The sequence below is a fragment of the Desmospora profundinema genome, assembly GCF_031454155.1.
In the GTDB taxonomy this organism is placed as follows: domain Bacteria; phylum Bacillota; class Bacilli; order Thermoactinomycetales; family DSM-45169; genus Desmospora; species Desmospora profundinema.
Genome location: NZ_JAVDQG010000002.1, coordinates 19,822 through 46,110, shown reverse-complemented (window position 1 = coordinate 46,110; position 26,289 = coordinate 19,822). Strand labels below are relative to the sequence as shown.

Below are 26,289 nucleotides of genomic sequence, written 5' to 3'. Positions count from 1 at the left end.
TATGAGGTGAGGGTCCATGCCCCAATCGCGGAACGCTCCAGATCCGGTCATCATTACGGTGATCTTTATGTTGCTCGCCATCGGAGTGGTGATGGTGTACAGCGCCAGTGCCGCTTACTCGTTGCATAAGTTTGGAGACAGCTTTTACTATGCGAAGCGGCAACTGTTATTTGCCGCGTTGGGCGTGTTCCTGATGTTGGTTATTTCCCGGCTGGATCCCCAATTTTTTCGACATTGGGCGAAGCCGGGCTTGGCGATTTGCTTTATCCTGTTGGTGGCGGTGTTGATCCCCGGGGTTGGCATCTTGCGAAACGGAGCGCAAAGCTGGCTCGGGATCGGCGCGTTCAGCATCCAGCCATCAGAGTTTACCAAGTTGGGAATTATTTTATATCTGTCTCGATACCTTACGTCCCATGCACACCAAGTGACCTCTTTCACCAAGGGGCTGCTGGTTCCTCTCGCCATCGCCGGATCTGCGTTTGCCCTGATCATGCTGCAACCGGACTTGGGTACCGGCACCGTGATGATGGGGACCGCATTGGTGATGATCTTTACGGCGGGGGCCCGGATGAAACACCTGTTGGGGTTATCCTTGGTGGGGGTGCTGGGCTTTGTAAGCTTGGTCTTGGCGGCACCCTATCGGATTCAGCGCATTACCGCTTTCTTAAATCCCTGGCAGGATCCGTTGGGCGCCGGGTATCAGTTGATTCAATCCCTGTATGCGATCGGACCCGGAGGCTTGATGGGGCTGGGACTGGGCATGAGCAGGCAGAAGCATCTTTATCTGCCGGAACCCCATACGGACTTTATCTTTTCCATCTTGGCGGAGGAGCTGGGCTTCCTGGGAGGAGGGACGGTGATCCTCTTGTTTGGTATCCTTGTTTGGAGAGGGTTGCGGGTTGCGATCACGGTGCCGGATATGTTCTCCAGTCTGGTTGCCGCCGGTGTTACGGGTATGATTGCGATTCAGGCGGTCATTAACATCGGGGTGGTGACAGGGGCTTTTCCTGTTACCGGAATCACCCTTCCTTTTCTTAGTTACGGAGGTTCTTCTTTAACATTGACACTGGCAGCTGTCGGTTTGCTGCTAAACCTGTCCCGCTTCAGTAAAGTTTGAAAACTGAAAAATAATGGAAACGGGTGGTACCATGAAAAAAATACTTCTTTCCGGCGGAGGGACGGGGGGACATATCTACCCGGCCCTCTCCATCGTTCAGGCTGTCCGTCGTCGTTTCCCTGATGTGGAAGTCGCCTATATCGGAACCAAGAACGGTCTGGAAGCCACCATTGTGCCCAAAGCGGGTGACATCCGGTTTTTCGATGTGGAGATCCAGGGATTTAAACGGAAGTTGAGTCTGGATAACGTGCAGACGGTGGCCAAATTTCTCAAAGCGGTCCGGGATTGCAAAGAAGCGATCCGATCCTTTGAACCGGAGGTGGTGGTGGGAACCGGCGGTTATGTCAGCGGTCCGACTCTTTACGCTGCTGCCAAGATGAATGTTCCCACCTTTATTCTGGAGCCGGATGTGTTACCGGGGTTGACAACCCGCTTTCTTACCCGCTATGTGGACACCGTGGCAGTTAGTCTCAGCGGATCGGAACAGTACCTGACCAAAGCCAAGCGGCTGATCCACACCGGGAACCCCCGGGGGACGGAAGCGGTTCAAGCCGATGCGGTAAAAGGCCGGGCTTCTCTGGGATTGGAGGGATCGGACAAGCCGATTGTGCTGATTGCAGGCGGCAGCCGCGGGGCCAAGCCGATCAATGAAGCCGTTCTTGCGATGCTTCCCCGGATGCGGGAATTCAAGGAGCTTCACTTTGTTTTCGTAACGGGGGAAGTGCATTATGATGAGGTTACTGCTAAACTGAATAACGAACCGATGGACAACCTGACGGTACAACCGTTTATATACAACATGCCCGACGTATTGGCGGCCACTTCGTTGATGGTGGGGCGCTCGGGTGCTTCTTTCCTGGCTGAATTGACCGCCTTGGGTATTCCGTCCATCCTGGTACCGTCTCCGTATGTCACGAACAACCATCAGGAAATGAATGCCCGGTGGCTGGAGGAACAGGGTGCCGGTCGGATGATTTTGGAGCGGGAGCTGACAGGGAATACCCTGTGGACCGCCATTGAGGCGATAATGAAAGATCCGGAATCCCACCATCACATGAGTGAAGCGTCCAAGCGTCTGGGGCGTCCTGACGCGGCGGAGGTGATCGTAGATGAACTCGTCCGAGTCTCATCGTGAAAAATACGGTGAAACCGTGAATACCGGTTTTAGGCCTGCGTCACACAATCGGGGCGGAGGCATAGGATATCGTATGCCGCGCCTGGATACCATCAGTGTGCTGAGTGTCTGTGAAAGGAGGTCCCGCCTGTGGAACCTATCGCCCTCGAATTAAAAGAAGCCCAAATCGAAGATGTAAGACTGGATGAACCCCTTTCTCGCCACACTACTTGGAAAGTGGGCGGGCCTGCCGATATCCTGGTCATTCCCCAAAACAGAGAAGAGCTGGAGAAAACGATGGCCATATTGTACCGTCATCAGATCCCTTGGCGGGTGATCGGTCGCGGATCCAACCTGTTGGTCCGTGACGGTGGGATTCGCGGTGCCGTCATCAAGATGGGAAACGGATTGGATTATTACCGGGTGGATGGGGACCGGGTAATTGCAGGCGGCGGACACTCTTTTGTGAAACTGTCGGTCCTGGCTGCCAAAGCGGGTTTGACTGGCCTTGAGTTTGCCGGGGGAATCCCAGGAACGGTGGGTGGCGCTGTTTTTATGAACGCCGGTGCCCACGGATCTGAGGTTTGCCGGGTGTTGGAGTCGGCGGAGGTGCTGTTGGAAGAGGGACGATGGATTCGCCTGACCAATCAAGAGCTGGACTTTTCCTATCGGCATTCCATCCTGCAGTCTTCCCTGCGCGGCGTAGTCACGGAGGCGGTTTTTCAATTAAAAGCGGGCGACCGCAAAAAAGTGGCTGCATCCATGGCTCAATTCAAGGATCGGCGGCGTCAAACGCAGCCCCTTCAGCATCCCTGTGCGGGCAGTGTATTCCGTAATCCTGACGGCGACCATTCCGGCCGCCTGATCGAAGCCGCGGGTCTGAAGGGTTATCGGGTCGGCGATGCCGAAGTTTCCACTCAACACGCGAACTTTATTATTAATCGCGGTCAAGCGACGGCAAACGATGTTCTCACCCTGATAGAGCACATCATCGGAACGATTGAGAAAGAATACGGCGTCACCTTGGTGCCGGAAGTTCAGGTGGTGGGTGAAGGGTAGACGGAGGTGGAACATTGGAGCAGTTTGTCATCAAGGGCGGAAAACCTCTGTACGGAACCGTTCGTGTTCAAGGTGCGAAGAACTCAGCCCTTCCCATCCTGGCAGCTACGCTCTTGGTGGAAGGCATCCATGAGATCCGGGATGTACCGCATCTGTCGGACATCGCCGTGATGAATGAGATCCTGAAGTCCCTCGGCGTCAAAATGCGCTGGGATGGGAACACCGTCAAGCTGGAAACCTCCACATTGAAATCTTCTCGAATTCCTGAAATCCTGATGCGTCAGATGCGTTCGTCCATCTTTTTGATGGGACCGCTGTTGTCCAGACTGGGAGAGGTCTCCATTACTCGGCCGGGCGGTTGTGCCATCGGAGCACGCCCGATTGACCTTCATCTCCAAGGATTGGAAGCTCTTGGAGGCATGGTGGAGGATGATGGGGAGTCGATTCGCTGCACGGCCTCCCAATTGAAGGGAGCGCATATCCGCTTGGCTTTGCCCAGTGTGGGAGCGACCGAAAACATTATGATGGCAGCTGTGTGTGCGGACGGGGAGACGACCATCCGCAACGCGGCCCGGGAGCCCGAAATACTGGATCTGCAACGCTTCCTCAACCGGATGGGTGCCGATGTCAGAGGAGCGGGGACGGAGACCATCACGATCCGGGGCGTCAAGCGACTACACTCGGTTTCCTATGAGGTAATCCCCGACCGGATTGTTGCGGGGACGCTGGCCATTGCCGCCGCTGTTACTGGTGGAGAAGTTCTTCTCACTCACGTGATGCCGGATCATATGACGTCCACCATTGAGCTGCTTAAGAAAACAGGTGCTCAATTAAAATCCGAAGGGGATGCTCTGTGGGTCAGGGGAGGCGGACGACTCTCCGCAGTGGGTGGTGTGGTTACGCAGCCGTACCCTGGTTTTCCAACGGATATGCAACCCCAAGTGATGGCGCTTTTATCTGTGACCGAAGGAAAAAGTACCATTCAGGAAGGGATCTTTGATGGTCGTTTTAAACATGTGCACGAGTTGATTCGGATGGGAGCCCGGTTGACAGTCAGGAATAATCGGGTGGAAATCGAAGGGGTCCCCCATCTGCGGGGAGCCGTGGTGGAAGCGACGGATCTACGAGCCGGCGCTGCTCTCGTCATAGCCGGACTGGCAGCCAAGGGGACGACTCATGTTCGGGGTCTTGCCCACATCGATCGCGGGTATGAACGGTTAGAACAAACGCTGTTCCAGCTGGGAGGGCAAATCCAGCGTCATCCGGGAAAAAGAGCGTTCGCATGAAAAACAGCGACACAGCCGTGCGCTGTTTTTTTATCTCTAAGGATATCGATTCCCGGACCGCCTAAGTTTGTGGTAACATTAGAAAAGGTTCCTATCATGGTGATTCCCACCGGAAGGAGATGTCGCCATGGAAGAGCGGGTGCGTCCCTTGCGTTCCCCCACCCGTTCCCGTAAACCCCCTTCATTCGTAGCCATCCTGTTCATCCTTCTCTTTTTCCTGGGGACTCTGATCATCTTGTTTTTGGAATCCCCATTGGGGGAGATTCGGGATGTCCGAATCAAGGGAAATCATATGGTAACGGAAGAAGAGCTCTTGCAATTGGCCCGACTGGAAAAAGGGAGCTCTTATTTTCATTGGGACGGCGGCGAAGCCGAACGGCGGATTGCTGCCCTGCCCGAAGTGAGGGAGGCGGTGGTGACCAAGACTTTTCCCGGTACTGTGGATATCGAGGTGAAGGAATCACACCGGGTTGCTTTTTGGGTGGAGGGCTCTCTTGCGTATCCGGTACTGGGAAACGGAGAGATATTAAAAGACCGGCCATGGTCCGGCAATCTGGACAAGCCCCTTCTTCGCGGCTGGGAGAAGCGGGGGGAGTGGGATCCCGCTCTTGCACGCGGATTGGCTGATCTCCCCAAACGGATCCAGGCGGATCTGTCCGAGATCCGGCCGGGGGAGGATTCTACATATCCGGATTTGGTCCGGGTCTATACGCGTAACCATCATGTTGTACGGGTGCGAATTCGTGATTTCGGTGAGAAAATTCCCTATTATTCTATGTTCCGCAATCGTCCCCCAGGCACGTTGAACCTGTTGGAGAGCACTTGGTTCGAGCCGGAAAAGGAGTGATTGCAGCGTTTTGCCCACTGAAGAAAAAGTTAAGTGGGAAAAAGGGGAAATCTCCCTTCATGTTGAATAAATGTGGTACAAGCGGAATCTCCCTTCGCTTCTCCCCTCATTAAAAATGAAGATTTCCACCACCGTTGAACGATTCTCGGGCGAGGAGGTGCCCAGGATTTGAGCAGTGGAGAGTTCATTGTCAGCTTAGACATCGGAACATCCAAGGTACGGGTGATCGTCGCCGAGGTGACAAAGGAAAGCACGCAAATTGTCGGAGTCGGATCGGCGGTCGCCAAGGGGACGAAGAAAGGGGCCATCATTGACATTGACCAAGCCGTTCAATCAATCCGGGAAGCAATCGATCATGCGGAACGGATGGTTGGGATAGAGATTTCCAAAGTGTTCGTAGGTATCTCCGGCAACCATGTGGCGCTCCAGCCCAGTCACGGAGTGGTTGCGGTCTCCAGTGAGAATCGCGAGATAGGGAGACAGGATATCGAACGGGTCATTCAGGCGGCCCGCGTGATCGCGTTGCCCCCGGAGCGGGCCATTATCGAAGTCGTACCCAAACAATTTGTGGTCGATGGTTTGGGCGACGTCCAGGATCCCTACGGAATGGTGGGCGTCCGACTGGAAGTGGAAGCCACTATTGTAACCGGGTCCAAAACAATTATTCACAATGTCCTGCGTTGCGTGGAAAAGGCATCGCTGTCCGTAGCGGGGATCCTGTTGCTCCCCCTCGCCGCTAGTGAAATCTGCTTGTCCGCTGATGAAAAGAACATGGGAGTCGTCTTGGCGGACGTTGGTGGAGGGGCGACTTCCATCGCCGTTTTTGAACAAGGGTACCTGTTGTCGACGGCAGTGCTTCCCATTGGGGGTGAATATATCACCAATGATATTACGATCGGTCTTCGAACCCATACGGAAGCAGCAGAAAAAGTGAAGCGGAAATACGGTGTGGCTACCGTGGACGAGGCATCCAGGGAAGTGACGTTTCCGGTGCCTACCATCGGCAGTAATCGGGAGAACACGGTCAATCAAGAAGAATTGGCCCTGATTATCGAGCCCCGGATCGAAGAGATCTTTCAATTAATCCGGGAACAGGTGGAGGCGATGGGTTTTGATCGAGAGCCTGCCGGCGGTTTCGTTTTGACGGGCGGAGTATTGTCCACCCCCCATATCCTTCGTGTTGCCCAAGCTCAACTGGGTCAAGCGGTGAGAGTCGTTTCACCGGAACATATCGGTGTGCAGGATCCTTCCTTCACCAGCGGTGTCGGTATGATCCACTATATCCAAAAGCGGTGGATGCTCCGTCTGATCGAACCGGAAGAGGGACAAAATCCATCTGCACAAAAGAACAAACGCAGTTCCTCCACACTGGAACGCATGAAAAAATGGTTTTTGAAGGAGTTCATCTGAGGGAATAGACAGATTTTATCGTAATTGGAGGGACAATCGATGTTGGAGTTTGATATGGAAGTCGAACAAATTGCCCAGATCAAGGTTATCGGAGTGGGTGGCGGTGGAAGCAATGCCGTGAACCGCATGATCGAGAGCGGTGTTCAAGGGGTGGAGTTTATTGCAGCCAACACCGATGCTCAGGCCCTCAACCGTTCCCATGCACCGGTCAAACTCCAGATCGGTGAGAAGTTGACCCGTGGGCTCGGGGCTGGAGCCAATCCGGCGGTGGGAAAGAAAGCCGCCGAAGAGAGCCGGGAGAGCATCGAAAACGTGTTAAAGGGAGCAGACATGGTTTTTGTGACCGCCGGTATGGGTGGTGGCACCGGCACCGGCGCTGCTCCCGAGATTGCGGAATTGGCCCGTGAACTGGGAGCCCTAACCGTAGGCGTGGTCACTCGCCCGTTTACATTTGAAGGCCGGAAACGTTCTCTGCAGGCTGATCAGGGAATCGCGGAATTGAAGGATAAAGTGGACACCTTGATTGTCATCCCCAATGACCGCCTGTTGGAGATCGTGGACAAAAACACTCCGATGCTGGAAGCGTTCAGGGAAGCGGACAATGTATTGCGGCAGGGTGTCCAGGGTATTTCGGATCTGATCGCCGTGCCCGGTTTGATCAACCTGGATTTTGCCGACGTGAAGACTATCATGACCGAACGGGGTTCTGCTTTGATGGGCATCGGCATGGCGACGGGAGAATCACGGGCGACGGAAGCGGCCAAAAAAGCGATCTGCAGTCCATTGCTGGAAACCTCCATCGACGGGGCCCGCGGCGTCCTGATGAACATCACCGGCGGCACCAATTTAAGCCTGTACGAGGTGAACGAAGCAGCCGATATCGTGGCATCCGCCTCGGATCCCGAAGTGAATATGATTTTCGGTGCGGTTATCAACGAGGAACTGAAGGACGAGATCCTGGTGACGGTGATCGCTACTGGATTTGACGGCAAGGAACAGGAAAAGGCGAAGGGAAAACCTCAATTTGCTTTTGAGGAAAAGAAGGAAACAACCAATCGCAGTCAAGTGGTGGACATCGTCCGGCCCAGCGTCAAGGAAGACGGTGGTCTGGAGATCCCTACTTTCCTGCGTCACCGCCGCAAAAAGTGATTCCGGTTTCACTTTCCAGATCGACACAGAATGGACGAAAATACCCTCTGTATCCACAGAGGGTATTTTTGTTTTAGATCCTGCCTGTCGATATTGCATTCTAACGCTGCCACACAACCTTTTTCGGACAACCACCCTTTTTTCATGGGTTTTTGACAAAAAAAGTCCCCTGCAGGCAGCAAGATTAGACAGACATTGAAAGGGTGATTGGGATATACTGAGGACACCTTAACGGGGGAAGGGACCCAAATATGGTAGTATATGCCGACATGGTCTTTTTGCTCAATCTTTGCATCGACGGGCTGCTCTTGTGGTTGACCGCGGCCATCCGGCGTCAACGAACCCCCTATTGGCGGATTGCGGTGGCGGCTGTGATCGGAGCGACATATGCGGTCTGGCACCTGTGGCAACCGTTGACGTTGGCTTATACATTCGGAGGCAAGTTGTTTGTGTCCATCCTCATGGTCGGAGTGGCGATGGGGCTTCGGGCTCCCTTGGCGTTTCTTCGGAACCTGGGTGTCTTTTACCTGATTTCTTTTGTTACCGGTGGGGGAATGTTCGCTCTCCACTATCTGCTGGGTGCGGGCCTTGAATCGGGAGGAGGGGTTTTTGTCACCTATGCATCGGGATGGGGCTCGCCGGTTTCGTGGGTATTTGTACTGGCGGCTTTTCCGTTGGTTTGGTTGTATGCCCGCGTTTCATTCCGGTCGTTGCAGGATCGTCAGGCGGTACACCAATACTTGGCGACGGTGGCGATCACAGTGGAAGGGGTGCGGTTGGAATGTGTCGGCTTGATCGATACCGGCAATCAGCTTCGCGATCCCATCAGCCGCACCCCGGTCATGATGGTGGAACTGGGTCGGTTATCCGAGGTCTTGCCCGACGGGTTAATCCGTTTGGCAAAAAGCAAAGATTGGGATGCACTCGGGTCCGGTTTGCCTCCGGATTGGTTGACCCGGGTACGGTTGGTTCCTTACCGCGGGGCTGCCGGTGACGGTGGTATGATGTTGGCTTTCAAGCCGGACCGGGTGGATGTGCACCAAAAGGGGACATGGGTAGAATCCGGGCAGGTACTGATCGGACTGGATGCCGGAAGATTGTCCTCCGATGGAACCTACCAAGCGATCCTTCACCCTTCCACCATGCCGGCGGCGGGATGAAAGCAAACTCTTAACCAAGAGGAGGGTACGGGCTATGGTTGTCAGGTGGAAATTGGCGTTGCAATTGCTTTGGTATCGGATTCTAATCCAAATGGGGCTCAAAGGGGAAGAGATCTATTACATCGGCGGAAGTGAAGCGTTGCCTCCCCCCTTGACTCGGGAGGAAGAAGAACATCTGCTGGATAAACTCCCCGGCGGCGATTCCGCCGTACGGGCTATGCTGATTGAGCGGAATCTGCGGTTGGTCGTCTATATCGCACGTAAGTTTGAAAATACGGGCATCAACATCGAAGATTTAGTCTCCATCGGAACCATCGGATTAATCAAGGCGGTCAATACGTTTGACCCTACAAAGAAGATTAAACTGGCCACTTATGCCTCCCGGTGCATTGAAAACGAAATCCTGATGTTTTTGCGTCGCAACAATAAAATTCGGTCGGAGGTTTCATTTGATGAACCGCTGAACATGGATTGGGACGGAAACGAATTGCTCCTGTCTGATGTGATGGGGACTGAGAATGATACCATCTACCGGAACATCGAGGAGCAGGTGGATCGAAAAATCCTTCGCACCGCCCTGATGAAGTTGTCGGAACGAGAAAGGAAGATCATGGAACTCCGTTTTGGCCTCAACGGGGGCGAGGAGAAGACGCAAAAGGATGTGGCAGATCTGCTCGGGATTTCCCAATCCTACATCTCCCGCCTTGAAAAACGGATTATTAAGCGGCTCCGTAAAGAATTTAACAAAATGGTTTGACTGCTTTACAAAGAAAAATGGGACGGAATCTCCGTCCCATTTTCCGTTCTTTATTTATTGGTATTGTTGATGGGAAGGGGTATGTTGTTGCTGTTGATAGGGCTGTTGTTGTTGGAATGGCTGTTGCCCCTGTTGCTGCCCTTGTTGCCCTTGCTGTCCTTGCATGCCCATCTGTTGCTGTCCCTGTTGCCCTTGCTGTCCTTGCATGCCCATCTGTTGCTGCCCTTGTTGTCCTTGCTGCCCTTGTTGCATCCCCATTTGTTGTCGAACCTGAATGAGCGCTTGTTCCATTTGGTTTAGCGCACGGTTGGACTGAACATACTGCAACCCTTGATTAAGCAACTGAATACATTGTTGCAGGGTTTGTTGCAGCTGCTGATCCACTTGTTGCTGCTGTTGCTGGGATTGACTGCTGAACTGTTGGATTTGTTGCATCAATTGGTTTGCTTGGTTTTGCATTTGCTGCTGGGATTGAGGTTGGGATTGCTGTTGCATCGATTGTTGCTGCTGCTGATACTGCTGCAGTGTTTTTTCGATTTGATTCAATTGGTTACGGAATGAACTCAGTTCTTGTGATACTTCCACTTCTGCTGCTTGTTTGGCGATGCGTTGTGTTTTCTTGTCTTCCTCACTCATACGGGTATCCTCCTTATTTATGTTGATCGGTTTATCAAGGATATGGTTTCTTTTTGGTGGAGGAGTTATGTATGATAATGCGGGTTGTTTATTGGTGAAGGCTGGGGATTATAAATTTACCTCCTAAGGAGATACTTGACAATAACGTATCCGTAGGAGGGGAATCCATGGCGCGAAACAAAGTGGAAATATGCGGAGTGGACACATCCAAGTTGCCGGTCCTCAAAAATGAGGAAATGCGCGCCCTGTTCCGTTCCCTGCAGGAAGAAGGGGATCGCTCAGCCAGAGAGAAGCTGGTGAATGGGAACCTGCGTCTGGTGCTTAGTGTGATCCAACGCTTCAACAATCGCGGGGAAAATGTGGACGACCTGTTTCAGGTGGGGTGCATTGGTTTAATGAAGGCCATCGACAACTTTGATCTGAGCCAGAACGTGAAGTTCTCCACTTATGCAGTACCCATGATCATTGGCGAAATACGCCGCTATCTCCGGGATAACAATCCGATTCGGGTTTCCCGTTCCCTGCGTGACATCGCATATAAAGCGCTCCAAGTCAGGGATACGCTGACGTATCGGCACTCCCGTGAGCCCACGATCCATGAAATTTCGGAGGCGTTGAGTGTTTCCAAAGAGGAAGTGGTCTTCGCCCTGGATGCGATCCAGGATCCCGTTTCACTGTTTGAACCGATCTATCAGGACGGGGGAGATCCCATATACGTCATGGACCAATTGTCCGATGAAAAAGACGTCAATTGGGTGGAGGAGATCGCTCTCCGGGAAGCGATGGGGAAACTGAACAACCGGGAAAAAATGATCTTATCCATGCGTTTCTTCGAAGGAAAAACGCAGATGGAGGTGGCGGACGAGATCGGGATTTCTCAGGCACAAGTTTCCCGTCTGGAGAAAGCGGCTATTCAACAAATGAACAAGTTTATTCAGTAGGATTTCCCTTCGTTTTACCCCGCACCTGTTTGGTGTGGGGTTTTTCTATGCATATCAAGCCTAATCTATTTCGTCTTGTCCGATCTGTTTTTATGGTAAAAAATAAGGCTGCTGACAAAGGTCAGTAGCCTTAGGATTACATCTGTCAATTCTTCATTTCAAAGAAATACTCTTTCGGATGGCTGACACCGATTCGGGAAGCCCCCTCTTCTGTGTGAGTGATACCGGCGGATGCTTTGATACTGCCGTAGGATCCTGCCGCCGCTTCATGAAAATGAACCCAGATCACTTCTGCTTCTTCCCGCAAGGCCTGTAGATCATGAAGGACAGCCCCCAGTTCCACAGGGGTGGAAGCGGACGTTACCACCCGTAATTCTATAATCCCTTCTTCCCGGTTCGTTTCCTGTATGACTTCATAGTCTGGAATGTCGCGGGTTTGAACCGTGAACGGCTTTGCTGCTGCTAATTCTCCCCCTCGGAAAAGCTGAAGGTCATACTCTCCCGCTACAAGATTCAGGGGCAGCTCGTATCGTGTTTGTTGATCGCTGGATTTGATAGCGATGACGCCGCGATGGACAGTTTCATCCGATTGTTGCACCATCAGTTGAAGGTCGATATAAGAGTCTTCAAAAGTGCTTTTTTCCACAACCTCCACCCAGATGGGCTCCCCTGGTTGAAATGCATCTGTTTCTCCGGTGATCCCGTCGTGATCGGTTCCGGTGCCCAGTGACACAGTGACGGCTCCTTGATTGGAGCACCCGATGATAATAAAAAGGCATAAACAGAGTAATAAGAGCTGTTTCACCAAACTCCTCCCCTCAGGATCCTCTCTAACGGTTTATTCGCATGCCTCGTTTTTTTTCTGTCCACAAGTCAAGCGTAGGTGAACAATTCCACGTTTCCGGTTCTCTTCCTGCCTACAGTTTTTGACAAGCTGATTATGATCGGGGAAGGTTCGCCATATATATGAACCAACCAAAAAAATCGGGGTGGTCCCTGTGATGAAGATCTCAGATCTGCAAACCAAAGATGTCGTCAATGTGGGAGATGGCCGTAAGTTGGGACAAATCCACGACCTGGACATTGATTTGCGGGCGGGTCAGATCCGTGCATTGGTGGTGCCGGGGGAAACACGCCTGTTTGGATTGTTGACGGGAGGGAAAGAGTGGGTGATTCCATGGAGCCAGATTGTAAAGATCGGATCGGATGTCATTTTGGTAAGGCTGGACAACTCTCGCTTTTCATCTGAAAACGATGGGGATCCCCGCCCCCTGCTGACCCACCCTTCCAACGATGGACCATGAGGGCATAGCGAGACCAGGAGCGGATGCGACCCGGCGGGACTTGTACTGGTGAGTACAAACCGCTTTGTCTACCCAGGGGGCTGTGGTAAACTGTTAGTCGGGAGGGAAGACGATGGAACCCTTTCAATATCGGACGGATGCCGCTGTCCCGCTCCTTACGCTAACATCCTGGGAACGGGAGTTTTCGTATGTGGTGGCAGGGATGAGTACCCGAAACCGAGAATCCTTAAAGAACCCTAATCGTTGTAATTACGCCCTGCATGTGGGTGACGATCCCGAACTTGTCATTCAGCAGCGGCAACAGTTGTCTCAGGTGTTGAATTTTCCGTTTGCTTCCTGGACTTCCGCTGAGCAGGTGCATGGAGTCCGAATCCAAGAGGTGAAAGCAGGGGATCGGGGCAAAGGACGGGAATCCCGGCAATCAGCCTTTGCACAGACCGATGGCTTGATCACCCGGGAGCCGGATATCTTGCTGGCCTCTTTTTACGCGGATTGCGTCCCGATTCTTTACTTCTGCCCCGATGTGAAGGCAGTGGGTGTCGCTCATGCCGGATGGCGTGGCACCGTCGGCGGCATCGGCCCGGCGATGGTCCGTGAACTCGTCAGGATGGGTGCCCGGCGGGAACGGATTCGGGCGGCGATCGCCCCTTCAATCGGTGCCTGTTGCTACGAGGTGGATGATCGGGTGGCTTCGCCCGTGAGGGAGATGTTGCCCGGTGACGCAGATGCGGTGTTAAAACCGGCGTCAGCGGGTAAATGGATGTTAGACCTGCGTGAACTGAATCGCCGGTTGTTACTTACAGAAGGACTCGAGGAGAGATACGTGTCGGTCACTGGCTGGTGTACCAGTTGTCATCCGGAGTATTTCCACTCCCATCGGCGTGATCGGGGACGGACAGGACGGATGGTGGCCTTCATCGGTTTGCGAAAGGATGAATGAGTGGATGGAGACAATCCGACACCAGCGGGATGAGGTGGAACGGCGGATTCGTGAAGCTTGCAGCCGTTCCGGGAGGAATCCCCGGGATGTGAACATCATAGCAGTGACGAAGTATGTGGATCTGGAGCGAACGGGTGCCGCATTGGACGCCGGGTTGATCCATATCGGGGAGAGCCGGGCTCAGGAGGCGGTTCCTAAGTGGGAGGCGCTGGGTGACCGTGGAACTTGGCATTTCATCGGACACCTTCAACGGAACAAAGTGAAACAGGTGGTAGGGAAATTCCAATACCTGCATTCCTTGGATCGCTTCTCCCTGGCCGAGGAAGTGAACAAACGGGCTGAAGAAGCCGGGAAACCCCTGCACTGTTTCATCCAGGTGAATGTTTCCGGTGAAGGCAGCAAGCGAGGTGTCTCGCCGGAAGAACTGACGGAGTTTGCAAGGGAAACCGCGCAATTGCCCTTTATCCGGATCGAGGGCCTCATGACAATGGCTCCGTATACAGAGGATCCGGAAGAGACGCGCCCGGTGTTTCGGGGGTTGAAACGGTTGCAGCAGCAGTTGAGGACCCTGGATAACCCGCGATTGGACGTGCCCCACCTGTCCATGGGGATGTCTCGTGATTACTCCATCGCTGTCGAAGAGGGGGCTACTTTCCTCCGGTTAGGCTCCGTGTTGGTGGGTCGACAAAACTAGGGCGATGGCAAGGAGGCGGTTGGTTTGCGATTCATGGATCGCGTCATGGGCTTCTTTGGAATCAACGAAGAGGACGAGCAGTACCGGGACTACACCCAAGATCCTTCCGATGGGCCCCCGGAGCGGGGGCGGCGAAACGTGGTCTCCCTGCACACCCAGAAAAATGTCCGGGTGGTTCTCGCGGAGCCCCGTTCTTATGACGAGGCCCAGGACATTGCTGACAACTTGAAAAACCACCGCCCCATCATCGTCAATCTTCAGCGTGTTCCCAAAGAGCACGCGGTGCGAATCATCGATTTCCTCAGCGGAACGGTTTACGCACTCAATGGGAACATTCAAAAGCTGGGATCTCACATTTTTATGTGCACACCTGCCAATGTCGATATCCAGGGGTCGATCACAGACATGCTAACGGATGAAGCGAATGATATTTTGAGGTGAAGCAATGGAAAGAATCGTACTGGAAGTGACACTCACGCTGTTCATGATTTACCGATTCATGCTTTTTGGATACATCATTTTATCCTGGTTTCCCAATGGGAGGGAGTCTCCCATCGCCGTTTTCCTGGGTCGGCTGGTAGAGCCGTACCTATCCATTTTTCGCAGCTTCATTCCGCCCCTGGGCATGATCGACATCTCCCCGATCGTGGCATTGATCGCTCTCCACTTTATCCAAAACGGGGTTGTTTTCATCATCAGGCTGTTGTTCGGATTGGTTTGATGGGAGGAAAGGAAGCGTGGTTTCGCCACTTCCGTCCGGAAGAGCGGGTATTGGCGGAACGGGTATTGGACTGGATGACCCTGGCGGAAGTTCGGTATCAGCCGGTCCTCACTCCCTTTTTAAACCCGCGGGAGCAGCGGGTGGCCACCATGGTGATCAACCGATCCACCGACCTGTCCGCTACCGCGGATGGCGGATATGAAGGGGCGGAACGTTGTCGGATGAAGGTGTTACCCCCTTATGTAGAGGATGCGGACCACGGATTGGCTTATTTATCCTTGGAACCGGCAGAACGCGGCCGTGATCTGCGCCATCCTGATGTATTGGGTTCACTCCTGGGTCTGGGGTTGAAACGGGACAAATTGGGAGACATCCTGCCCTTTCCAGGTGGTTGTCATGTGGTCGTGGCCGAGGAGTTGGCGGAATTTATCCGTTCCCAGTTGAACCGGATCGGTCGCCACCCTGTCCATGTGGAAACGATCCAACGGGAGGAGCTGATTGTACCCGAGACACGAACTGAAACCGTGTCGGTGTCAGTCGCCTCCCTGCGACTGGATGCGGTACTGGCGGAAGGGTTTCGTCTTTCTCGATCCCGGGTGTCAACCGCCGTCAAAAACGGAAACGCCCAGATTAACTGGAAAACGACGGGAAACCCTGCTGAGACGGTGGAGGAAGGCGATGTTCTTTCTCTGAGAGGATCCGGCCGTATCCAGGTAGGGGAAAAATTGGGGGTTTCCAAAAAAGGGCGCTTTTTGTTAAATTTGATTCGATCCCTTTAGAGAAAAAATCAATGGGTTTTAGCTGCTGGAATCCCCTTTGTCCCCAGGACTGCTACTTGTCATGCTTGAAACGGCTGTAGCCAGATGGAAGGAATTTTGCTACCATTGTAGAATAAGAGATGGCGAAGCCAATCCCTTGAGGAGGTGTCAATCTTGCCGCTTAGTCCTTTGGATATACACAACAAAGAATTTAAACGCTCGTTTCGCGGCTATGATGTAGATGAAGTGAACGACTTCCTCGATCAGATTATCAAGGATTTCGAATTTCTGATCCGGGAAAAGCAACAATTGGAGCAGCAGGTTGAGGAGTTGCAACAAGAGTTGGAGCAAGCACTGGAAGAGCAAGAGATGGCTGCTCCGGTATCCCACGAACCTCCGCAGCCTCCGCCGCAACATGTTGCTCCCCAACCGCCGGCTCCACCACAGCCTCGTTATCAGGCACCGGAACCGCCGGCTCCGATGCATCCATCCCCGTCCTCGCTTTCTTCGATGGAACAGAGCATTCACAAATCCATCCGTGTGGCGCAGGAAGTGGCGGAGGAAGTGCGCTTGAACGCCAAAAAGGAAGCCGAGTTGATTGTCCAGGAAGCGGAGAAAAACGCCGACCGGGTTATCAACGAAGCTTTGCAGAAAGCACGGGCCATTCACAGCGAACTGCTGGATTTGAAACAGAAAGCGACCGTGTACCGCGCCCGTTTCCGGACATTGGTTCAATCCCATCTGGACATTCTGGACAACTCGGACTGGGAGTCTCTTGAAGAATTGGAACACGGATTGGATGAAGCAGGGCAGCAGTTGGACCAATACGCCGAACAGGATTCACAGCAGTTGGCGTTGGAGGATCGTTCCCATCAACAGGATTACGGTCATACAGACCAATACAGCACCCATGCTCCGATGGATGATAATGAGCACTCTTACATGGATGAAGAGGACGAGCCCCGCCGGGAGCTGCGTCGTACTTCTCGTAAGATGAAACGGAAAGCGATGTTCTAAAAATCATTGACTTACAAAAATGTTTTATGGTAAAATTCATCAACATTTCGTTGACTGCGGCCAACCCATGTAGAGGGAAAGCCTGTCATCACAAAAGAGCCCATCTTGGGCTTTGGCAACCGCCTGCATCTCTTTTGCGGCGGTGTTGGCAAGGCGACGATCGGGAGAGTAGGCAGAATCGCATTGGTTTCAGCGAATCGGGGAAGGTGGGAGCCCGGTCCAAGCATCTGTCCGAAAATCACCCGGGAGCCGTTCCCTGAAACCTTCAGGAAGTAGGGAGAACCGCGTCATTCCCGTTAAGAATGGTGAAGAGGGCTCTCCACGCCCCAGCGGGGAGGCCTATCAGGGTGGTACCGCGGGTAACTTCTCGTCCCTATGGGATAGAGGAGTTTTTTTATGTTCCGCGTCCATGGAAGGAGTGGAAAGCATGGATTACAAAAAAACGCTTAATCTGCCGCAAACCGATTTCCCGATGCGCGGAAATCTCCCTAACCGGGAACCGGAAATGCAACGTTGGTGGAGTGAAGAACGGATCTACGAGAAGGTGAGGGAATCCCGCCAAGGACAGCCCAAATATATTCTTCATGACGGACCGCCCTACGCCAATGGCGATATCCACATCGGTCACGCTTTGAACAAGATTTTAAAGGACTTCATCGTTCGCTTCCGGTCCCTGCAAGGGTATGACGCCCCTTATATTCCGGGGTGGGACACCCATGGGTTGCCGATTGAACATGCGGTCACCACAAAAAAGAAAGTGGATCGGAAGAAGATGGATCCGGTTCAATTCCGGCAGCATTGCGAAGAATACGCCTGGTCTTTCATCAATAAGCAACGAGAGCAATTTAAGCGGCTCGGTGTACGGGGAGATTGGGAAAACCCTTATGTCACCTTGGATCCAAAATATGAAGCGCAACAGATCCGCGTCTTCGGGGAGATGGTGAAAAGAGGCCATATCTATCGCGGATATCGGTCTATCTATTGGTCGCCGTCGTCGGAATCGGCTCTGGCTGACGCCGAAATCGAATATCAGGATAAGCGTTCCCCTTCAATCTATGTACAGTTTCCGGTGAAAGACGGGAACGGGGTGTTGCCGACGGAAAACACCTTTGTGGTCATCTGGACGACCACTCCATGGACGATTCCCGCCAATCTGGCGATTGCCGTTCATGCCGACCTCACCTACACTTTGGTTAAAGTGGGCGATCGGCAGCTTCTGATGGCGGAGGAGCTGGTGGATTCGGTGATGCAGCTGGCAGAGATCGAGGAATATGAAAAAGGGGAGCGCTTCCAAGGATCCCGACTATCCGGCGTGATCTGCCGTCATCCTTTCTACGATCGGGAGTCGCCGGTGGTGTTGGGAGATCATGTCACCTTGGATGCCGGTACCGGCTGTGTTCATACAGCGCCGGGTCACGGTGCGGAAGACTTTGAACTGGGCAAGAAATACGACCTGGGCATTCTGTGTCCGGTTGATGAAAAAGGGAAATTTATGGCGGAAGCGCCCGGATTTGAAGGGCTTTTCTATGAAGATGCCAATAAAGTGGTTACGCAGAAGCTGGAAGAGGAAGGCTATCTGCTCAAACTGACTTTTCTCACCCACCAATATCCCCATGACTGGCGAACCAAGAAACCGGTCATTTTCCGGGCGACCGAGCAGTGGTTCGCCTCCATTGACGGCTTCCGGGAGAACCTGTTGGAAGCGATTCGCCAGGTCAAGTGGACACCGGCTTGGGGAGAAGTCCGGCTTCACAACATGGTGGCCGATCGCGGTGATTGGTGTATCTCACGCCAGCGAGTGTGGGGGGTGCCTCTGCCTATCTTCTATTGTGAAAAATGCAGCCATCCGCATATCACGGATGAATCGATTGAACACATCGCTTCCATCTTTGCCAAAGAAGGCTCCTCCGCCTGGTTTGCAAAGGAGGTCGCGGACCTCTTACACGACGGGGCAGTCTGTGCCGAATGCGGAAATGATACCTTCCGCAAAGAGACAGACATCATGGACGTCTGGTTCGATTCCGGAAGCAGTCACGCTTCCGTTCTGATGCAACGGGAGGATGCCGCCTGGCCTGCGGATCTTTATCTGGAAGGTTCCGACCAGTATCGGGGTTGGTTCAACTCATCTCTGTCCACGGCAGTTGCCACCCAGGGACGCGCTCCTTACAAGGGAGTGCTCTCACACGGATTCACCTTGGATGGGGAAGGGCGGAAAATGTCCAAATCCCTGGGCAATGTAATCGATCCCCTTAAAGTGATGAAAACGTACGGTGCCGATATTTTGCGGTTGTGGGTCTCCTCGGTGGATTATCAGGCGGATGTACGGGTATCCGAGGATATCTTGAAACAGATCGCCGAAGTGTATCGGAAAATCCGAAATACGTTCCGTTTTCTCCTAGGCAACTTGAACGACTTTGATCCGGTGTCGGACCGGGTGGCGATGGAGGATTTGGATGAGATCGACCGCTACGCCCTGGTACAGTTACAGCGGTTGGTGGAACGGGTGACCCGTGCGTATGAAAACCATGAGTTCCACAGTGTCTACTCCTCCATCCATCACTTCTGTACCGTTTTCCTCAGCCAGTTCTATCTGGATGTGTTGAAGGACCGACTCTATATCCTGCCGGCGGCGGATCCCAAACGCCGTTCTTCCCAAACGGCGATGCTGGAGATTCTGCACGCCCTGGTGCGGATGCTGAACCCGATCCTCCCCCACACGACCGAAGAAGTATGGAAGTACGTGCCAGGGACCGACACGTTCAGTGTGCAATTGACGCGTTTTCCGCAAGTGGAATCCGCTTATCTGGATGAGAACGTGGAGAAAAAGTGGGACCAATTACTTGAGGTGCGGGATCTGGTATTGAAAAGGTTGGAAGAGGCTCGGGCGGACAAAGTGATTGGAAACTCCTTGGGTGCCGCGGTCGAACTAACTCCTTCCGAATCCCAATATCAACTGTTGAACAGTGTTCCCAACTTAAAGGAACTCTTTATCGTCTCCGATGTACAGCTGAAGCAATCAGAGGGGAATCCCTCCGAGGAAGGGATCCGTGTCGAGATCAAACCGGCACAGGGCGGCAAGTGCCAACGCTGCTGGATGATCAGTCCCGCCGTTGGACAGGATGAAAAACATCCGGATCTGTGCGACCGGTGTGCTTCGATCGTGGAAGAGCATCATCAAGGCCATATGGAGTGAATAAAAAATCCCCGTTTCAGACGGGGATTTTTTGTTTACTCACAGGGCGAGTGTTTTAGGATGAGTTCGACTGGTTCGTTTCTGTTGGACGTATTCACAGGATTCTATCATCGATTCATCCGATTGACATCTTTTTATACAATTTATTGCGTGTCCAAGTAAAATCAGCCGCTATTCCATGTTTAAAACCCATATGAGAGGAAACAGGACTATAGGGAGCCTGTGAATGATGTCCGAAAATGATGATGCGGAAGGTGTAAAAGATGCCTATATACTGATTGGAAAGGAAAAAAATAGCTCTTTTTTGAAAAATCGACACAAAAATAAGCCCATCCATCCGATCGACTTTGATACAGTAAATGCGTCGGGAAAATATTTCCTTTACAGGAGGGAAGATCAATGAAGAAAGGATGGATAATGTTATTGATGGTTGTCTTGGGTGTGATGCCTTTGGCCACTGTGGAAGCGGGTGACAGCGGGAATGAAGCCTTCCGCGACGTGGGTGTGTCAGAGCCGCGACTGGAAATGCGCGTGAGCGGAAAAGCAAAACTCCCGGATGGAATGTTTGAATACCGGGTGAGCGACGGCTACGATTATCTGGTTCGAGGAAGAACCCGTGTGGGAAATGGTTCATCCGAGTGGAAGCCATTTGTGCAGTGGATTTCCGTGGCCAAAGAACAAGTGAATCCCCACCGCACACTGACACTGGAACTGGTTCCGATGGATCACGAAGAGACAGATAGTCTGGTGGTTGATTTAAAGAAGGGGGAAAAATCGGGCTCCAACCCTTGGTTTCGCGACATCCGCGTGTCGGAGCCGGTCATCCATTATGAAGTGACGGGAGAAGCCCGTGTTTCCGAAGGAACAGTTCATTATACGGTGGAGGATGGTCACGATATTTTAGCGGAGGGTTCTGTGACCGCGTCTGCAGGCACTCCTGAGTGGGGATCCTTTACCGAAGACATCCGTATCCCGCAAAACCGACTGCCGGCCAACGGGACGCTGATTCTGGTCTTGTTTGAGAAAGACGATGACGGCTCCCATAAAAACAGCCATTACCTGCCCATCGACCGGTTTCCATGGTGAGGGGCGAAAATGGCGGCTTAAAAAGAGTTGCGACTTCCGGGCGGGCCGGTGGTCCCCATCTGGAAGTCGCTTTTTTTGATTTCGGTCCGTCACGGAATCCTTTTTCTCCCGGATTTCATTCCTCCCATCAGCAGCCATTGATAGGTGACTTGAACACCGTCTTCCGTTCGATGGCGCTGATCGTACTGTCGGATTACCTCGGCCAGAAGTCGGCCGGATTGAAGGGGAGGATGGGGGCTGGTGCCGTAGCTGGCTCCGATTTTCTGTATCGACCGTAAAAAATGGCGGCAATCGGAATAGATGACGGAACGGCGGAAGGAACGGACCCGAACGGAAGACAGTCCCGCTTCATCAAACAGACGCCGCCATTCAGAGGAAGGGGAAAGGGGGAGAGTATGCCGGGAGCGGGCCAGCCCCATCCGGGATTCCACTTCGTGAAACAGGCGGTTTAGTTCCACAAAGGTTTCCGGTCCAAAGGTGGTAAACCATAGCCAGCCGCCTGGGGAAACGGCTTCCGCCAATCTGGCCAAGGTTTCTCCGGGTTGTGAAAACCACTGGACAGCTGCATTGGATAGGATGCAGTCAAAGGGTGCATAGGCGTGAAAATCCATCGTCTCCGCGTCTCCCACCAAAAAGCGAACCCGTTTGGATTCGGAGACATGCTCGCGGGCAGACCGGACCATCGAGGCGGCGAGGTCGACAGCTACTATCGTTGCATCGGGATAGGCGTGGGTCACTCGTTTGGTTAAGTATCCCGTTCCACATCCAATTTCCAGTATGCGCCGGGGTGGCGGATTTAACAGGTCGACCTGTTTCAGCAAGCGATCTGCCATCTCTCGTTGAATATCGGCGTATCTGTCATATGTGGATGCGGCTCGATTAAACTGTCTCTCCACTTTTTGCTTATAGGGGTTCATCGTCTGAGCCTTCCTTCCAGCCAATGCTTAAATGCCTCTTGGCGGGTCCAAAAGGGGATATGGCCTGTATCTTTCCACAGGGTCCACTCGGCTTGTGGCAACGTCAGGGCCAAGCGTCGTCCGCTTTCCGGATGGCAAATCGCGTCATTCTCCCCGTGAAGAAGATAAACCGGCTGTGTAATCTCAGATGCTAAGTGAGGAGGGAAGCGGAATTGTTCCAGATATTCCAGTCCCGCCACCAGTCCGGCAAGAGCGTGGGCGCGGCTTCCGCGAATCTGACGCCTCCAAGGATCATCGGGGGAATCCGGGGAAAACAGGCGTTGATCAAAAGAGGCGATTGTTTCCGCCGGATGGAGGTGCAGTTGCTTTTTCATCCGCCGAAGCACGCGTAAGTCCCAACCGTGTTCCCGATTTTGGTCGCGCACGAATTGGTCGGTGACGGCGATCAGAATCAGGCGGTCGATCCACTGAGGATGGCGGAGCGCTAACTCCAAGGCGACCATCGCGCCCATGGACCAACCGATCACCGTGACCGGGGGTTGAAGCAAGTAGAGGGCTTGCTCGGCGCTGACGAGGGGGCTGTCTCCTCCTTGATTAAAATCAATGGTCCGCTGCTTCCCGGCGGGAAACGATTGCACGCTTTCTCTCCATATAGTAGCGGGGATGGACCATCCCGATAACCAAAGCCGGTCCGTCATACCGATTCCCTCCCGAAAGCACCCGTTATATCCGCCACCGCTTCTACGGCTTGCTCCAGATCTTCCCGGCGATGGGTGGCCATCAAGGAGAAACGAATTCGGGCCGACCCTTCCGGTACGGTGGGAGGCCGGATGGCGACACCCAGCACTCCCCGCTCCTGAAGTGCTTGACTGACCGCTGATGCTGCGTGATCGTCACCAATCACCCAAGGGATGATGGGGCTGGGAAAGGGATCGGTATCCACCCCGAGATCTTGTAATCGGCGGCGAAACCAACGACTGTGATCCAACAGAGCTGTTCGTAAGTTTTGCCCGGACTGAACCAGTTCCAGGGAAGCCCGAATTCCACCGATCACGGCAGGCGGCAAGGCTGTTGTATAAATGAAACTTCGACAGCGCTGCAGCATCCAATCGATCCATTCCTTCCTGGCAGCGATATAGGCGCCATACACTCCGAATGCTTTGCTGAAGGTTCCCATATGGATATCGACAGCATCCGCCACGCCGAGGTGATGGGCGACTCCTTTTCCCTGGGGACCAAATACACCGGCTCCGTGGGCTTCGTCCACCATCAACGTTGCCCCGTATTGTTCCTTTAGGTCGGCTAACTCTTTTAAGGGAGCCACATCCCCATCCATGCTGAACACGCTGTCGGTGACGATCCATTTTTGTCGGAAGCCCTTACCGTCCGCCTGCTGCAACAACCGTTCCAGGTGGTTCATATCCCTATGCCGATAGCGATAGGCCGTTGCCCCGCTGAGACGGATCCCATCAATAATACTGGCATGATTAAGACGGTCGCTGAAAACAGCATCCCGTCTGGACAGGCAAGCGGACAACACCCCCAGATTGGCCAGATACCCGCTTCCGATTACCAGGGCGGCTTCTGTTCCTTTCCACTGTGCAAGCGCGGCTTCCAATTCTGCAATTGCCGGATCATGGCCGGTGATTAAGCGGGAAGAAGGCGCCCCGGCCCCCCGCTCCTCTAACGCACGGGCGGCGGCTTGAACAACGGTGGGATGGGAGGCCAGACCCAGGTAGTTGTTGGAGGAGAGGTTCACCATCGGGTGACCCTGGCGGAATAGGACGGGTTCGGTCCCCTGTTCGGTGGGGAAAAGGGAACGGATTCGTCCTGCTTGTTCCAATTGGGATAATTCATCCTTGATTTCCGGCATCCACGGGGGTTTTCCCATCATCAGGGGTATTCTCCTTCCTCAGTCTCTTTAACAGCGGGTCCAACTGGAGCGTTGACATCATGGTTTGCAGCCGATCAGGGGTGAGAGGCACGTCCATCCAAGGTGTGACTCCCAGGACGGGAACACCGGTTAATTGCTGAATCGTTTCCACGTTGTAAGACAAACCGGGGCCGGAGTCATTCTGCTTCTGTCCATTCAGGATGATTCCAGCCGGCTCCAGTCCTTTCAGCCGGGCGGCCATCACCGTGAGTACGGTATGATTGATCGTGCCCAGTGTGGGCCGAGCCACGATCACCAACGGCCACCCGATGGCCAGAGCCAGGTCGGCTACGGTCCAGTCTCTTCCTAGGGGCACCATCAACCCTCCGGCTCCTTCCACCAGTACCACCTCATGGTGTCGCCGGAGACGATCCAGTTTTTCCAGCACGGGTTCCAGTAAAATGGGCCGGTTTTCCAGACGGGCGGCCAAGGCGGGAGCGACAGCGGGAGCATAGGAATAGGCAATCAACTCTTCCAGCGGTGTCCGGCTGTTTGTCCAGTTCCACAGTTTCCAGATGTCTCCCTGGGGATCATTCCACATATGGCCGCTTTGAACCGGCTTCATCACTTCCGTGTCGGTTCCCCGTTGACGGAGGGTCAGCGCCAGCCCGGCCGTCACCACTGTTTTTCCCACTTCCGTATCGGTAGCGGTGACAAAGAGACCGGTGCCTCCCATTATTCCGTCACCTCTCGGATGGCCTGATCTAAAATGGCGATCATCGCAGTCAGATCCTCTTGTGAGACGGCCAAAGGCGGCATCAAGGTGATCACATTTCCCAAGGGGCGTGTTAAGAGTCCCAGATCTCGGGCACGGCGACACACCTTCACTCCCACCGCGTCCGCCCAGGCGAAGGATTCCCGAGTCTTGCGATCCTTTACCAATTCAATCCCGATCATCAAGCCCAATTGACGGATATCGCCGACATGGCGCCGCTGCCGCATCGGTTCCCATTCGGATAAAATGGCGCGGGAAAGACGGTCGACATGGGACAACAGATCCGTTTCCTCATACAGATCCAGATTGGCCAAGGCGACGGCACATCCCAGTTGGTTACCGGTATAGGAGTGTCCGTGGAAAAACGTCTTCATTTCCTCATAATCGCCGTAAAAAGCCTCATAGATGGCATCGCTGGTCAGGGTGGCCGCTACGGGAAGATAACCGCCGGTCAGCTTTTTGCCCAGCGCCATCAGATCCGGTTGCACCCCTTCGTGGTCGCAGGCGAACATCGCACCGGTACGGCCGAAACCCGTCGCCACTTCATCGGCGATCAACAGGACGTCATGTTGACGGCACAGTTCCTCCGTTTTTTTCAGGAAGCCGGCAGGCATGCGGATCATCCCGGCTGCCCCCTGCATCATCGGCTCCAGAATGAGGGCGGCAATCGTATCACCGCTTTCATCCAGGTGACGGCGGAGCTTTTCCAAGCACGAATCCAGACATTCCTGCTCCGTACCGTCAAAGCGGTAGGGGTGGGGATACGGGGTTCGAAGGGTGGGAAACAACAGCTTGTCGTAGGCGGCATGAAACAGATCCATCCCCCCCACGCTGACGGCACCCACCGTATCTCCGTGATAAGCGTTCCCCATGCAGAGGAAGGTGTTCTTCTCCGGTCGTCCTTTTCTCTTCCAATATAAAAAAGCCATTTTAAGTGCGATTTCGACTGCTTCCGCACCGCTGTCGGAGTAAAACACCTTGCGCAAAGAAGGCGGCGTGATGGAAACTAGCCGTTCCGCCAATAAAATGGCGGGAACATTGGCCGCTCCCAATAAGGTGGAATGGGCGATTTGGTCCAATTGCTCCCGAATGGCTTCATTTAAGCGGGGATGGTTGTGGCCGTGGACATTCAGCCAGACGGAAGCATATCCGTCATAATAGGAGTTGCCGTGGATGTCAACCAGCCGTACCCCTTCTCCCCGCTGGATAATCAGCGGTTCATCATCCAGATAAGTTTTCATCTGGGTAAAGGGATTCCACAAGTATTGCCGGTTTTTCTCCCATAATGTCTCCGTGTCGTCGGACTGAAGGAACAAAGTCAGATCCCTCCATTCGTTAACTTCGATTTAATTTAAGTTTACAATCGGGGTCAGTATAACATAAGTCTGAAAAAAGCGTCCACGGATGCTTTTATGGGAATCGGACAGCCTAAAGACAACCACGCATAGCGAGACCCGGGAACGAAAGTGACCCAGGCGAGACTTGTGCGAAAGTGAACACCGGCGACCGAGAGAAGCGGTGACGAACAGGGGGAT

General features: G+C 53.5%; 27 protein-coding genes and 1 other annotated feature. Of the genes, 20 read left to right on the top strand and 7 right to left on the bottom strand.

The genetic code is table 11. The annotated features are described in order from the left end of the window. Positions 1-16: 16 nt before the first annotated feature. The 9 genes from spoVE to sigE all read left to right on the top strand — a co-directional run bounded on the left by spoVE (position 17) and on the right by sigE (position 9,899). Complete coding sequence (gene spoVE, locus JOE21_RS03840; RefSeq protein ID WP_309862596.1) at positions 17-1,117, top strand: stage V sporulation protein E; 1,101 nt, start codon at positions 17-19, stop codon at positions 1,115-1,117. A gap of 31 nt (positions 1,118-1,148) precedes the next feature. Continuing rightward, positions 1,149-2,252 carry an undecaprenyldiphospho-muramoylpentapeptide beta-N-acetylglucosaminyltransferase gene (murG, locus tag JOE21_RS03835; protein WP_309862594.1) on the top strand — a complete coding sequence of 368 codons (1,104 nt, stop codon included), beginning with the start codon at positions 1,149-1,151 and terminating at the stop codon, positions 2,250-2,252. Between the two features lie 129 nt (positions 2,253-2,381). After that, positions 2,382-3,290, top strand: coding sequence for a UDP-N-acetylmuramate dehydrogenase (gene murB / locus JOE21_RS03830; RefSeq protein WP_309862591.1), 909 nt, complete (start codon positions 2,382-2,384; stop codon positions 3,288-3,290). A gap of 14 nt (positions 3,291-3,304) precedes the next feature. Next, positions 3,305-4,576 carry a UDP-N-acetylglucosamine 1-carboxyvinyltransferase gene (gene murA / locus JOE21_RS03825; protein WP_309862588.1) on the top strand — a complete coding sequence of 424 codons (1,272 nt, stop codon included), beginning with the start codon at positions 3,305-3,307 and terminating at the stop codon, positions 4,574-4,576. 127 nt (positions 4,577-4,703) lie between these two features. Further along, positions 4,704-5,423 carry a cell division protein FtsQ/DivIB gene (locus JOE21_RS03820; RefSeq protein ID WP_309862586.1) on the top strand — a complete coding sequence of 240 codons (720 nt, stop codon included), beginning with the start codon at positions 4,704-4,706 and terminating at the stop codon, positions 5,421-5,423. Between the two features lie 168 nt (positions 5,424-5,591). Further along, positions 5,592-6,833 (top strand): cell division protein FtsA, encoded by a 1,242-nt coding sequence (gene ftsA, locus JOE21_RS03815; protein WP_309862584.1) that lies wholly within the window; start codon positions 5,592-5,594, stop codon positions 6,831-6,833. Positions 6,834-6,872: 39 nt separating this feature from the next. Next, the gene (gene ftsZ, locus JOE21_RS03810) at positions 6,873-7,982 is read left to right on the top strand and encodes a cell division protein FtsZ (RefSeq protein WP_309862581.1); all 1,110 of its coding nucleotides are present in this window, start codon (positions 6,873-6,875) and stop codon (positions 7,980-7,982) included. A 251-nt stretch (positions 7,983-8,233) separates the two neighbouring features. Beyond that, positions 8,234-9,142 carry a sigma-E processing peptidase SpoIIGA gene (spoIIGA, locus tag JOE21_RS03805; RefSeq protein ID WP_309862577.1) on the top strand — a complete coding sequence of 303 codons (909 nt, stop codon included), beginning with the start codon at positions 8,234-8,236 and terminating at the stop codon, positions 9,140-9,142. Between the two features lie 34 nt (positions 9,143-9,176). Continuing rightward, the gene (gene sigE / locus JOE21_RS03800) at positions 9,177-9,899 is read left to right on the top strand and encodes an RNA polymerase sporulation sigma factor SigE (protein WP_309862574.1); all 723 of its coding nucleotides are present in this window, start codon (positions 9,177-9,179) and stop codon (positions 9,897-9,899) included. Between the two features lie 54 nt (positions 9,900-9,953). On the opposite strand, the gene JOE21_RS03795 is transcribed toward sigE, so the two are convergent. Next, positions 9,954-10,535 (bottom strand): hypothetical protein, encoded by a 582-nt coding sequence (locus JOE21_RS03795; RefSeq protein WP_309862571.1) that lies wholly within the window; start codon positions 10,533-10,535, stop codon positions 9,954-9,956. Between the two features lie 167 nt (positions 10,536-10,702). Here JOE21_RS03795 and sigG point away from each other — a divergent pair, with 167 nt between their 5' ends. Further along, positions 10,703-11,476 carry an RNA polymerase sporulation sigma factor SigG gene (gene sigG / locus JOE21_RS03790; RefSeq protein ID WP_309862570.1) on the top strand — a complete coding sequence of 258 codons (774 nt, stop codon included), beginning with the start codon at positions 10,703-10,705 and terminating at the stop codon, positions 11,474-11,476. A 145-nt stretch (positions 11,477-11,621) separates the two neighbouring features. On the opposite strand, the gene JOE21_RS03785 is transcribed toward sigG, so the two are convergent. Next, a complete protein-coding gene (locus JOE21_RS03785; RefSeq protein ID WP_309862567.1) occupies positions 11,622-12,281 on the bottom strand; it encodes a hypothetical protein in 660 nt (219 codons plus the stop codon). Between the two features lie 196 nt (positions 12,282-12,477). Between JOE21_RS03785 and JOE21_RS03780 the strand changes: the two genes are divergently transcribed. From JOE21_RS03780 to JOE21_RS03730, 10 genes are all read left to right on the top strand, one after another. Continuing rightward, positions 12,478-12,780, top strand: a complete 303-nt coding sequence (locus JOE21_RS03780) for a YlmC/YmxH family sporulation protein (RefSeq protein ID WP_309862564.1) — start codon at positions 12,478-12,480, stop codon at positions 12,778-12,780. A gap of 112 nt (positions 12,781-12,892) precedes the next feature. Beyond that, a complete protein-coding gene (pgeF, locus tag JOE21_RS03775) occupies positions 12,893-13,720 on the top strand; it encodes a peptidoglycan editing factor PgeF (RefSeq protein WP_309862560.1) in 828 nt (275 codons plus the stop codon). A gap of 4 nt (positions 13,721-13,724) precedes the next feature. Further along, complete coding sequence (locus tag JOE21_RS03770) at positions 13,725-14,414, top strand: YggS family pyridoxal phosphate-dependent enzyme (RefSeq protein ID WP_309862557.1); 690 nt, start codon at positions 13,725-13,727, stop codon at positions 14,412-14,414. A 24-nt stretch (positions 14,415-14,438) separates the two neighbouring features. Continuing rightward, positions 14,439-14,855 (top strand): cell division protein SepF, encoded by a 417-nt coding sequence (locus JOE21_RS03765; RefSeq protein ID WP_309862555.1) that lies wholly within the window; start codon positions 14,439-14,441, stop codon positions 14,853-14,855. Positions 14,856-14,859: 4 nt separating this feature from the next. Then, the gene (locus JOE21_RS03760; protein ID WP_309862553.1) at positions 14,860-15,135 is read left to right on the top strand and encodes a YggT family protein; all 276 of its coding nucleotides are present in this window, start codon (positions 14,860-14,862) and stop codon (positions 15,133-15,135) included. After that, on the top strand, positions 15,135-15,914 hold the full coding sequence (locus JOE21_RS03755; RefSeq protein ID WP_309862551.1) for a YlmH family RNA-binding protein: 780 nt from the start codon (positions 15,135-15,137) through the stop codon (positions 15,912-15,914). Before JOE21_RS03760 ends, JOE21_RS03755 begins: the two co-directional genes overlap by 1 nt. 153 nt (positions 15,915-16,067) lie before the next feature. Continuing rightward, positions 16,068-16,910: a DivIVA domain-containing protein gene (locus JOE21_RS03745; protein WP_374709314.1), complete on the top strand. Its 843-nt coding sequence runs from the start codon at positions 16,068-16,070 to the stop codon at positions 16,908-16,910. A gap of 147 nt (positions 16,911-17,057) precedes the next feature. Further along, positions 17,058-17,288: a binding site (T-box leader), on the top strand. Positions 17,289-17,337: 49 nt separating this feature from the next. Next, positions 17,338-20,103, top strand: a complete 2,766-nt coding sequence (gene ileS / locus JOE21_RS03740) for an isoleucine--tRNA ligase (protein WP_309862548.1) — start codon at positions 17,338-17,340, stop codon at positions 20,101-20,103. Positions 20,104-20,332: 229 nt separating this feature from the next. Beyond that, positions 20,333-20,506, top strand: a complete 174-nt coding sequence (locus JOE21_RS03735) for a hypothetical protein (protein WP_309862546.1) — start codon at positions 20,333-20,335, stop codon at positions 20,504-20,506. Beyond that, the gene (locus JOE21_RS03730) at positions 20,503-21,189 is read left to right on the top strand and encodes a Gmad2 immunoglobulin-like domain-containing protein (protein WP_309862544.1); all 687 of its coding nucleotides are present in this window, start codon (positions 20,503-20,505) and stop codon (positions 21,187-21,189) included. The genes JOE21_RS03735 and JOE21_RS03730 overlap by 4 nt, the downstream gene beginning before the upstream one ends. An 89-nt stretch (positions 21,190-21,278) precedes the next feature. Here JOE21_RS03730 and bioC read toward each other — a convergent pair whose 3' ends face one another. The 5 genes from bioC to bioA are packed head-to-tail and all read right to left on the bottom strand — an operon-like array spanning position 21,279 to position 26,070. After that, positions 21,279-22,106 (bottom strand): malonyl-ACP O-methyltransferase BioC, encoded by an 828-nt coding sequence (gene bioC, locus JOE21_RS03725; RefSeq protein ID WP_309862542.1) that lies wholly within the window; start codon positions 22,104-22,106, stop codon positions 21,279-21,281. Continuing rightward, positions 22,103-22,804 (bottom strand): alpha/beta fold hydrolase, encoded by a 702-nt coding sequence (locus tag JOE21_RS03720; RefSeq protein WP_309862539.1) that lies wholly within the window; start codon positions 22,802-22,804, stop codon positions 22,103-22,105. Before JOE21_RS03720 ends, bioC begins: the two co-directional genes overlap by 4 nt. After that, a complete protein-coding gene (gene bioF / locus JOE21_RS03715) occupies positions 22,801-24,000 on the bottom strand; it encodes an 8-amino-7-oxononanoate synthase (protein ID WP_309862533.1) in 1,200 nt (399 codons plus the stop codon). Before bioF ends, JOE21_RS03720 begins: the two co-directional genes overlap by 4 nt. After that, a complete protein-coding gene (gene bioD, locus JOE21_RS03710) occupies positions 23,960-24,715 on the bottom strand; it encodes a dethiobiotin synthase (protein ID WP_309862531.1) in 756 nt (251 codons plus the stop codon). Before bioD ends, bioF begins: the two co-directional genes overlap by 41 nt. After that, the gene (gene bioA, locus JOE21_RS03705) at positions 24,715-26,070 is read right to left on the bottom strand and encodes an adenosylmethionine--8-amino-7-oxononanoate transaminase (protein WP_309862528.1); all 1,356 of its coding nucleotides are present in this window, start codon (positions 26,068-26,070) and stop codon (positions 24,715-24,717) included. Before bioA ends, bioD begins: the two co-directional genes overlap by 1 nt. Positions 26,071-26,289: the final 219 nt, after the last annotated feature.

Bases quoted from the DNA above. Each gene is read 5' to 3' on its own strand.
- sigG (WP_309862570.1), top strand. From the start codon at position 10,703: ATGGCGCGAAACAAAGTGGAAATATGCGGAGTGGACACATCCAAGTTG.
- JOE21_RS03820 (WP_309862586.1), top strand. From the start codon at position 4,704: ATGGAAGAGCGGGTGCGTCCCTTGCGTTCCCCCACCCGTTCCCGTAAA.
- spoVE (WP_309862596.1), top strand. From the start codon at position 17: ATGCCCCAATCGCGGAACGCTCCAGATCCGGTCATCATTACGGTGATC.
- pgeF (WP_309862560.1), top strand. From the start codon at position 12,893: ATGGAACCCTTTCAATATCGGACGGATGCCGCTGTCCCGCTCCTTACG.
- JOE21_RS03720 (WP_309862539.1), bottom strand. From the start codon at position 22,804: ATGACGGACCGGCTTTGGTTATCGGGATGGTCCATCCCCGCTACTATA.
- spoIIGA (WP_309862577.1), top strand. From the start codon at position 8,234: ATGGTAGTATATGCCGACATGGTCTTTTTGCTCAATCTTTGCATCGAC.
- JOE21_RS03760 (WP_309862553.1), top strand. From the start codon at position 14,860: ATGGAAAGAATCGTACTGGAAGTGACACTCACGCTGTTCATGATTTAC.
- JOE21_RS03780 (WP_309862564.1), top strand. From the start codon at position 12,478: ATGAAGATCTCAGATCTGCAAACCAAAGATGTCGTCAATGTGGGAGAT.
- sigE (WP_309862574.1), top strand. From the start codon at position 9,177: ATGGTTGTCAGGTGGAAATTGGCGTTGCAATTGCTTTGGTATCGGATT.
- JOE21_RS03795 (WP_309862571.1), bottom strand. From the start codon at position 10,535: ATGAGTGAGGAAGACAAGAAAACACAACGCATCGCCAAACAAGCAGCA.
- murG (WP_309862594.1), top strand. From the start codon at position 1,149: ATGAAAAAAATACTTCTTTCCGGCGGAGGGACGGGGGGACATATCTAC.
- ileS (WP_309862548.1), top strand. From the start codon at position 17,338: ATGGATTACAAAAAAACGCTTAATCTGCCGCAAACCGATTTCCCGATG.
- JOE21_RS03730 (WP_309862544.1), top strand. From the start codon at position 20,503: ATGAAGAAAGGATGGATAATGTTATTGATGGTTGTCTTGGGTGTGATG.
- bioD (WP_309862531.1), bottom strand. From the start codon at position 24,715: ATGGGAGGCACCGGTCTCTTTGTCACCGCTACCGATACGGAAGTGGGA.
- JOE21_RS03735 (WP_309862546.1), top strand. From the start codon at position 20,333: ATGTCCGAAAATGATGATGCGGAAGGTGTAAAAGATGCCTATATACTG.
- bioF (WP_309862533.1), bottom strand. From the start codon at position 24,000: ATGATGGGAAAACCCCCGTGGATGCCGGAAATCAAGGATGAATTATCC.
- JOE21_RS03755 (WP_309862551.1), top strand. From the start codon at position 15,135: ATGGGAGGAAAGGAAGCGTGGTTTCGCCACTTCCGTCCGGAAGAGCGG.
- ftsZ (WP_309862581.1), top strand. From the start codon at position 6,873: ATGTTGGAGTTTGATATGGAAGTCGAACAAATTGCCCAGATCAAGGTT.
- JOE21_RS03770 (WP_309862557.1), top strand. From the start codon at position 13,725: ATGGAGACAATCCGACACCAGCGGGATGAGGTGGAACGGCGGATTCGT.
- bioC (WP_309862542.1), bottom strand. From the start codon at position 22,106: ATGAACCCCTATAAGCAAAAAGTGGAGAGACAGTTTAATCGAGCCGCA.